Source organism: Lentisphaera araneosa HTCC2155, from assembly GCF_000170755.1.
Lineage (GTDB): Bacteria > Verrucomicrobiota > Lentisphaeria > Lentisphaerales > Lentisphaeraceae > Lentisphaera > Lentisphaera araneosa.
The window spans coordinates 1-8,543 of sequence record NZ_ABCK01000055.1 but is presented as its reverse complement, the minus strand read 5'-3'; the positions used below and the strand labels follow the sequence as shown (position 1 = coordinate 8,543).

General features: G+C 43.3%; 8 protein-coding genes. 3 read left to right on the top strand and 5 right to left on the bottom strand.

The genetic code is table 11. The annotated features are described in order from the left end of the window. Nucleotides 1-81: 81 nt before the first annotated feature. The 4 genes from mutS to LNTAR_RS24310 all read right to left on the bottom strand — a co-directional run bounded on the left by mutS (nt 82) and on the right by LNTAR_RS24310 (nt 5,955). Nucleotides 82-2,595 (bottom strand): DNA mismatch repair protein MutS, encoded by a 2,514-nt coding sequence (gene mutS, locus LNTAR_RS24325; protein WP_007281441.1) that lies wholly within the window; start codon nt 2,593-2,595, stop codon nt 82-84. Then, nucleotides 2,596-3,450 (bottom strand): ATP phosphoribosyltransferase, encoded by an 855-nt coding sequence (gene hisG, locus LNTAR_RS24320; protein ID WP_007281440.1) that lies wholly within the window; start codon nt 3,448-3,450, stop codon nt 2,596-2,598. A 166-nt stretch (nt 3,451-3,616) separates the two neighbouring features. Next, nucleotides 3,617-4,660, bottom strand: a complete 1,044-nt coding sequence (recA, locus tag LNTAR_RS24315) for a recombinase RecA (RefSeq protein ID WP_007281439.1) — start codon at nt 4,658-4,660, stop codon at nt 3,617-3,619. A gap of 74 nt (nt 4,661-4,734) precedes the next feature. Then, nucleotides 4,735-5,955 (bottom strand): nicotinamide-nucleotide amidohydrolase family protein, encoded by a 1,221-nt coding sequence (locus LNTAR_RS24310; protein ID WP_162026459.1) that lies wholly within the window; start codon nt 5,953-5,955, stop codon nt 4,735-4,737. A gap of 183 nt (nt 5,956-6,138) precedes the next feature. Between LNTAR_RS24310 and LNTAR_RS24305 the strand changes: the two genes are divergently transcribed. Genes LNTAR_RS24305 through recF form a run of 3 tightly spaced genes read left to right on the top strand, consistent with a single transcriptional unit; the run spans nt 6,139 to nt 8,324 of the window. Then, nucleotides 6,139-6,600, top strand: a complete 462-nt coding sequence (locus LNTAR_RS24305; RefSeq protein WP_007281437.1) for a beta clamp domain-containing protein — start codon at nt 6,139-6,141, stop codon at nt 6,598-6,600. Then, complete coding sequence (locus LNTAR_RS24300) at nt 6,597-7,226, top strand: DNA polymerase III subunit beta (RefSeq protein ID WP_007281436.1); 630 nt, start codon at nt 6,597-6,599, stop codon at nt 7,224-7,226. Before LNTAR_RS24305 ends, LNTAR_RS24300 begins: the two co-directional genes overlap by 4 nt. Before the next feature lie 3 nt (nt 7,227-7,229). After that, complete coding sequence (gene recF / locus LNTAR_RS24295; RefSeq protein WP_007281435.1) at nt 7,230-8,324, top strand: DNA replication/repair protein RecF; 1,095 nt, start codon at nt 7,230-7,232, stop codon at nt 8,322-8,324. 57 nt (nt 8,325-8,381) lie between these two features. Here recF and rpmE read toward each other — a convergent pair. Continuing rightward, the coding region (gene rpmE, locus LNTAR_RS24290) for a 50S ribosomal protein L31 (protein WP_007281434.1) at nt 8,382-8,543 on the bottom strand (162 nt) is incomplete at its 5' end.

Below are 8,543 nucleotides of genomic sequence, written 5' to 3'. Positions count from 1 at the left end.
AAAGCTAAGTAAAAACGTTGTGTCATGTAGTTCCTAAGGGTGCTTAAAGATAGAAATATAGTTCATAAGTATAATTGAAAATCACTTGCTTTGCCAGTCGAAAAGACTTGGAGAGTGGTGACTTGGAGGCTCTGAGTTGGAATTTGTCGATTTTTTCTTGTTTTTGACATAGGTGTTACCGTTGATATCCTCCAAATCTTGGAGGATGTTATCAGCGCGTTTAATGACAGATTTAGGAATGCCAGCGAGTTTAGCAACATAGATTCCGTAGCTTCTGTCTGCGGCGCCAGCTTGGATTTTATGCAAGAAAATGATTTTGCCTTTGCTTTCGTGGACGGCAACACACCAGTTTTTTACTTTGGGAAGGCTCGCGCCAAGTTTAGTGAGCTCATGGTAATGGGTGGCGAAAAGTGTAAGGCAGCCTGCGTCGTGGAGGTGCTCAGCGATTGCCCAGGCTAAACTAAGTCCGTCGTAAGTGGAAGTGCCCCGTCCAATTTCGTCAAGGATGACGAGGCTACGAGGTCCCGCGTTATTGAGGATGTTAGCAGTTTCAACCATTTCAACCATGAAAGTACTTTGACCACGGCTAAGGTCATCTGCGGCTCCAATTCGTGTGTAGATACTATCTGTGATGCCAATTTCGGCTTTACTGCATGGAATGAAGGAGCCCATTTGAGCCATGATTGTGAGTAAGGCCACCTGACGAATATAAGTTGATTTACCTGCCATATTGGGGCCAGTTACGAGATTGATGGAGGCTTGGTGATCGTTCATATCGGTGTCGTTGGGTACAAATATGCCTGCATCCATTGCGGCTTCAACCACGGGGTGACGTCCATCAGAAATGTTAATTTTCTTTTCTTCGCAGAGTTGTGGGCGAATGTAAGAGCGTTTGAGTGCTACGTAGGCCAAGTTAGCTAGGCAATCGAGTTCTGCTAGGGCAATAGCAGTGGACTGAATTTCTTTGGTTTTCTCAGTGACTTTAAGTCGTAATTCTTGAAATAATTCGTATTCGAGAGCTTTTGCTTTTTCTTCGGCACCAAGTACAGAGTCTTCGATTTCTTTAAGTTCTGGTGTGATGTAGCGTTCGGCATTAGCGAGTGTTTGTTTGCGAATGTAATCTTCTGGAGCTTGCGCTGAGTTGATTTTGGATAACTCGATATAATAGCCAAAAACGCGATTGTAGCCAATTTTAAGTTTCTTTATTCCCGTGCGTTCTTTTTCTTGGGCTTCAAATCGAGCTAGCCAAGCTTTGCCTTCGCGACTTCCCTTGCGAAAATGATCGAGTTGGTCGTTATAGCCGTCGCTAATGATTCCGCCATCTTTTAAGGTTGCTGGAGGTTCATCTGTGAGTGCTTGGAGCAATGTGTCGGTTAATTCCGGAAAATTAAATAAGCGTGATTTAATATCGCTGAGAAGGTCTGAGTCTACGTAGGAAATGATGCTTTCAATATCAGGGATGGCCTTCAGTGCCCACGCGATCGTTTGAAGTTCGCGCGCATTTGCGGTGCCAAGGTTGAGACGAGTTAAGATGCGTTCTATATCTCTTACGGTGCGAAAACTTTCTCTGAGTTCTTCGAGTAACATTTGATCAGAGCAGAAGGAGCTTAAAGTGTCTTGGCGTTGGGTAATAGCTTCAATATTCGTGAGAGGGCGTAAGAGCCATTCGCGAAGAAGACGGCTGCCCATGGGTGTTGAACATTCGTCTAGAACTGAAATAAGAGTCGAATTCTTAGAATCTCTAAAAATGGGTTCGACTAATTCGAGGGTGCGTTGAGAGACTCGGTCAACAATCATACAATCAGTATTTTGTATGAGTCCTAAACTGGTGATATGATCTGCGGATCTCTTGAGGTTAGTTAAGACATAGTCGAGAAGAGCGCCTGCAGCAGTGATGGCGTCATTTTGGTTGCGGCAACCAAAGCCCTCTAATGTTGTGACTGAAAAGTGTTTGAGTAGCACTTGTTCAGTTAGATCTGAATCAAACTGCCATGAGGGGATTGGGCTGATGCTCGTAGAGTCGGGAAGAGAAAAAGGAAGTGAATCAATTTCAATTTCATCGGCAATGATGAGTTCTGAAGGATTGGCACGATGAAGTTCGGCTTCAAGGTTGTGTGGATCACTGTGCTCAAGTATACGGAAATTTCCTGTAGAAAGGTCTAAGAAGGCTAAGCCAGTTTTCTTTTTTCCTATGTGAAGAGAGGCAAGAAAGTTGGCTTTTGAAGAACGTAAAACATTATCTTCGGTTATAGTTCCGGGCGTAATAACACGTGTGACGGCACGGCGGACAATACCTTTAGTTGTTGCGGGGTCTTCCATTTGTTCGGCAATCGCAACTTTAAGTCCATGTTCTAAAATTCTAGGTAAATAGTTGTCTAGAGCATGGTAGGGAACCCCAGCCATTGGGATGGAGTTCCTGCGGGTAAGTGTGATACCCATGATTTCTGCGCCACGCTCAGCATCTTCAAAGAAAATCTCATAGAAGTCACCTAAGCGAAAGAGTAATATGGTGTCATCAGTCAAGCCTTCTTTTGCGTCAAGATATTGACGCATCATTGGGGTTAACTTAACGTTTTGTGCCGAAGCTTTTGACATTTATAGGCGACAGGTTCTGATGTCAGTCGCAATGATGCCTTTAGCGCCAAGTGCTTCAAGTTTATCCATGCTAGAGTTGATGTCACCACTTGGGATCATAGCTTTGACACCCTTCCAGTTGGGGTCGTGGAGCGCTGAGATTGTTGGTGATTCTAAGCCTGGAACAATTTCGCACGCCGCTTCAACCTTCTCGGTAGGGATGTCGTATTCGAGCATGACGTATTTGCGAGCCACGATGATTCCGCTAAGACGTTTGATGAAAGCTTTGGCATCTTCATTGGCGTCTAAATTTTTGTCAGCTGAAATAAGTGTTGCTTCAGATTGTAGGATGACATCACCGACTGTTTTGAGTCCAGCTTGTTTGATGGTTGTGCCAGTTTCCACAACGTCAGCAGCCGCATCAGCAATGCCAAGTTGAATAGAGATCTCTACGGCGCCGTCAAGTTTAACGATGTCTGCATTGATGTTGTTGGCTTGTAAGTGTTTTTTCACCAAAATGGGGTAAGAGCAAGCAATCTTTTTCCCTTCAAACATTTCAAGTCCAGGGAATTCGTCCTGTCCTGGGATGATGTAGCGCATTTTTGATTTGCCAAAGCCGAGTGCTAAACATTCGTCGATGTTATCGAAGTTTGTATCTTGCACGATGTCTCTTCCTGTAATCCCAAAAGTGAAAACACCACTAGAAACATAGGCAGTGATATCTTTTGGTCTGAGGAAATAAAATTCTACATTGTTGGTGTTGTCTGTGCAGACGAGGGCTTTGGCACTACGGCGAATTTTATAGCCAGCATTTTTTACTAAAGCAATGGCGCCTTCCGAGAGTGCACCCTTGTTTGGGAGAGCTATTTTAAGCATGTTTTATCCTAAAAAATTTATTGAACATCATAATCTCGAAGAAGATAAGTCTATTCATCAAACTTTCTAGCAGATCTCATAAATTAGCTCAGTACTAAATTGTGCGTTGATTGCAATAAAAAAGCACAGCTTTTTAGGCTGTGCTTTTTGTAGAAGTGTGTGGAGTTTAGTCTTCGATCGAGACTTCTTCTTCAGGTGCACCATCATTTTTGAGGATGGTTTTAACGCGATCAAGGACAGTGCTTTCGAGGGCTTCGTCAGCTTTGATAGCGTCCTTAGCTTGCTCACGACCTTGGCCAAGTTGGCGACCTTCGAATGAGAACCATGAACCTTTTTTGTTGATGATGTCGAGCTCAACTGCTACATCAAGGATAGATCCTGCACGGCTAATGCCCTCGTTATACATGATGTCGAATTCCGCTTTTCTGAAGGGAGGAGCGATTTTGTTTTTAACAATTTTTACTTTTACGCGGTTACCTAATACATCGCCTGCAGGGTTTTGAATAGCTGCTGCACGACGGATTTCCATGCGAATAGAAGCGTAGAATTTAAGTGCTTTACCGCCGGGAGTGACCTCAGGGTTGCCATACATAACGCCAATTTTTTCACGAAGCTGGTTAGTGAAAATGAGGCATGTTCGAGTTTTATTGATAGAACCCGTGAGTGAACGTAGTGCTGATGACATGAGACGAGCTTGAAGGCCAACGTGGCTGTCGCCAATTTGACCATCGAGTTCAGCGCGTGGAGTCAAAGCTGCGACTGAGTCAATAACGAGTACGTCGATTGAGTTACTGGAGATGAGTGTTTGTGCAATGTTGAGTGCATCTTCACCGCAATCGGGTTGAGAAACAAGAAGGTCTTGTGTGTTTACGCCGATCATGCGAGCGTATTGAGGGTCGAGAGCATGTTCAGTATCGATGAAAGCACATGTGCCACCAGATTTTTGAGCATTGGCAACGACGTGTAGACAGACAGAAGTCTTACCGGACGATTCTGGGCCATAGATTTCGACGACACGTCCACGTGGCATGCCGTAAACACCTAGAGCCATATCGAGTGAGAGTGCGCCAGTTGAGATGACGGACACATCTGAGTGTGGCTTGTCGCCAAGTTTCATAATGGCGCCATTGCCGAATTCTTTATTGATTTGGCTGATGGCAAGGTTTAAGTTGCGATCGCGGTCTGTTTTTTCTGTATCTTTCTTAGCCATGACTATTCTCCTCGTTGGGCTTGATTTTTTTACTAACTAATAAAATATAGGCATATATTTGTTAGTGTCAATTATTATCTAGTAAATTTATGGCTATTAATTTGTAGCCTTAATTGATTGAGTGCGTGACTTACGCTGTGTTGACGTACAAGATTGCGGTCTCCGCGAAATAAGCATTTTTCCACAAGTATGTCGTTTGGTATGAAGCTAGCTATGTAAACAAGTCCGACTGGTTTTTCATCGCTTCCGCCTCCGGGACCCGCAATGCCAGTGATGGCAACTCCGCATTCGACTTTAAACTTTTCGCGTAAGCCTTCGGCCATGGCGTGGGCGCACTCTTCGCTGACAGCACCAAATTTATTAAGGATGCTTTTCTTGACTTTTAGGTATTTGTTTTTCCAGTCGCAGGAATAAGAAACAATTGCGCCTGCTAAAACATCTGAACTTCCGGGTATGGCAGTTAAGGCAGAACTGACGAGGCCACCTGTGCATGACTCAGCGGAGGCGAAAGTCCAGTTTCTTTGGCGAGCAAGCTGAAGTATTTCTTCGGGCAGGCTTGGAGTCGAAAGTATTTCGATGGGGAAACTTTTCTCACAAAGCTTTGTAATTTTTTTTGCGTCGATGTTTTGCGGAAGTCGCAAAGAAAGTTTTACAATACCTGGTTGGGCACAAAAGCCGTAGTCAACTTGTGGGAATTCGCTTTTGATTTCTGCACAACGACGTTCGACTGAAGATTCAGTTTCACCGGCAATGATGTAATTGAGTTGAGTGAAACTTCTTTTGCTGTTAATGAGTGGGACTAATTCTTGTTCCAGCATCGGAGTGAATTCCGACGGGGGGCCAGGGAGCAGTGCAATGAGTTTTGATCCATATTTTATGAGTTGGCCATGAGCTAAGCCGGTGCGATTGTCGAGGAGTTTGGCAGATTCAATATGTTCGGACTGGTTTTTGAGCCATTGTTCCTGTGGTATTCTTTGGCGCTTGGCCATAAACTCTTCGAGTTCAGCTCGGATTTTTTCGGAATAATTGATTTTGAGTTTCAGGGCTTCTGCTACAGAGCGCCGGGTGATGTCATCGCTAGTTGCGCCAAGTCCACCGCATATAATGGTTAATTCATGGTTCTCTAATGAGAGTGTAAGAGCCTTTTTAATAAGTTGCGGGTCGTCTGGGATGATGCTGCTGGATTCGAGTTTCCAACCCATTTCAGTCCATTTTCTGCCGAGACTTAAGATGTTTGAATTGAGCGTTTGCCCTGAGAGCAATTCGCTGCCGGTAAAAATGGCGTGAGTTTTCAAAATTATTTCCTTGTATTGAAGAGCCTTATTAAAGGTCAAAAAAGACTTTGGTGAATGATACACCCCTGCATCATAAAGAACAATCAAAAGGAATTTCATTTAGCTTAAAAAGTTACTTGAAAGAAGTGTGTAACTCTTGTACTTTGGATGCATATTTTTTTGATTAAATTTTAAGGTAAATTAATGAAGTTCACTATTGAAAGAGATCGTTTAAACAACGCTGTTAAAAAAGCAGGTAGCGTTATTTCTGCCCGTCCAACTGTGTCTATTATGGGCCACTTCCTTTTGGATGTTCAAGCTAACCATTTAGTGATTACAGCGACTGGCCTCGACCAGACGATCACGCTGACTTTGGAAGCGAATATTGAGCAAGAAGGTAAAGCGACTGTTTCGGCAAAAATTCTTTCTCAGCTTGTACAGCGTTTGCCAAATGGTGACGTATCAGTGAGTTTGGATGAGCGTGGTATGGTGAATGTCGTTTGCGCTCGAAATGCTTTTAGTCTCCAAAGTTTAGATCCTTTACAGTTTCCGATTGAAGGTCGCGAAGAAAGTCGTCGTGAATTTATGATCAGTACTTCACAGCTTTGTGGTAATATTGCAAATGTTCTTACGCGGTTTCTACTGAAGAAGCAAAAGCACCAATGACTGGCTTATTATTAACAATTACTGACGGTACTTTTACAACTGTTGCTACTGATGGTCGTCGTATGGCTCTCGTGGAAACGGTAATCGGTTCAGATAGTTCGCTTGATAGCGATTCAATTTTACCTCTTAAAGCTGCGCAAGAACTTCCTAAGGTTTTGGAAGGTAGTAGCGATGTGAAAGTTTCTTTGGGTGATACACACGCTGTTTTTAGTACGGATGATGTGGTTTTTCAAACGAAATTACTAGAAGGTAATTTTCCTAACTACCGCATGGTGATGCCACCTGGTTTTGAAAATCACGTCACTATGCCACGTGACGAGTTCTATTCTGCACTTGATCGCGTATCCCAAATTCTCGACAAGAACCCAGCTGTTAAATTAAGTTTGACTCCAACAGAAGTTTTGATTTCTGCTATGAATAATGCGGAAGTCGCAGAAAGTCCGATTCCAGCTTCTTATGAAGGTGAAAATTTAGATCTCTCTTTTAATGCATCATTCTTAATTGATCCATTAAGACATTTAGAGTGCAATAAGCTTACTTTGCGTTTTAATGATCGTTTGAGCCCTACGGGTCTCTATGGTGATGAAGGTTTCCTCTACGTTATTATGCCTTTGCGCCACAACTAATTCATGGGATTTATTTCCCGAATTCAGTTAAAAAACTTTCGTAATTATCCCGAGCTTGAGTTAAAACTTGAGCCCGGGATTAGTGTGTTTAGGGGGCTAAATGGACAGGGTAAGACGGCTTTTTTAGAGGCTTTAGGTTTTTTGTCGCTTTTGAGGTCGATTCGAAGTTCACATACGCGTCATCTTAAAAAGTGGGAAAGTGATTTTTTTAGTCTGCGAGCTTGCCTCGATCGCGTCACTCGTCCCGAGCTTGATATGAGTGTGTATTATGGGGATAAGCGTCAGTTGAGCTTAGATGGTAATCGCGTTCCGACTACAAGTGACTTTATTGGTGTGGTCAAGAGTGTGGCATTTATGCCTGAGGATATCGAAATTGTAAAAGGTAGCGCGTCTTGGCGGCGTCAGTATTTAGATATTCTTTTATCGCAGTTATCACCGGGTTATTTGCAGTCCCTAAAGCATTACCAAAAAGCACTTAAAAGTCGGAATCAAGTTTTGAAACGAGGTCTTAATCTTGATCTCGAACTCGATGTTTGGGATGATATTTTGATTGAGCATGGCTGTGAGGTTTTAGAGGCTCGATTAAGTTTGTTGCCGCGTTTGGCGGAGTCAGTTAGCACATTAGTTGAGAAGATGCTTAAAAAGGATTTCTTGCTAGAATTACAATATAAGAATAGTCTTGCGAAGAACGCAACTGATTTGCGTTCTGTGTATATAGAGAGGCTTTTGGAAAATCGTGAGCGAGATAAGCTTTACAAAATGACTCATCAAGGACCGCACAGGGATGATTTGCTCATCAATTTGAATGGGCGATCGCTGTCGAATTATGGTTCGGAAGGCCAGTGTCGCTTGAGTTCTTTGATTCTTAAGGCTGCGGCGGTTGAATTGCTCTTACCAGTGGAAAAGCCGGACTGTTTGATTCTCTTGATTGATGATGTTTTAGGTGAGCTCGATGAATTTAGTCGTAGAGCTTTTTTGAAGTGCGTAAGCCGTGGTGATCAGGTCTTTATTGCTTGTACAGATATCCCGGCTGGCTTGGAAGATTATGAGTACAAATCTTATGAAGTTAAGGCTGGCGTCATTAGTTCTGTGGAATGATTTTGGCACAAAAAAAGCCGCTCGTGAGAGCGGCCTTTTAAAGTGGTCAAGAAATAATTATTTCTTTTTACCGAAACGACGGTTGAAGGCATCAATACGACCTTCCACGTCGGCATTACGAGCTGTACCAGTGTAGAACGGGTGGCAGTTCGAGCAGATACCAACTTTAACTTCTTTGCGAGTAGACTTGATGTTCCAAGTCGTACCGCAAGCACAGCT

Bases quoted from the DNA above. Each gene is read 5' to 3' on its own strand.
- recF (WP_007281435.1), top strand. From the start codon at position 7,230: ATGGGATTTATTTCCCGAATTCAGTTAAAAAACTTTCGTAATTATCCC.
- hisG (WP_007281440.1), bottom strand. From the start codon at position 3,450: ATGCTTAAAATAGCTCTCCCAAACAAGGGTGCACTCTCGGAAGGCGCC.
- mutS (WP_007281441.1), bottom strand. From the start codon at position 2,595: ATGTCAAAAGCTTCGGCACAAAACGTTAAGTTAACCCCAATGATGCGT.
- LNTAR_RS24300 (WP_007281436.1), top strand. From the start codon at position 6,597: ATGACTGGCTTATTATTAACAATTACTGACGGTACTTTTACAACTGTT.
- LNTAR_RS24305 (WP_007281437.1), top strand. From the start codon at position 6,139: ATGAAGTTCACTATTGAAAGAGATCGTTTAAACAACGCTGTTAAAAAA.
- recA (WP_007281439.1), bottom strand. From the start codon at position 4,660: ATGGCTAAGAAAGATACAGAAAAAACAGACCGCGATCGCAACTTAAAC.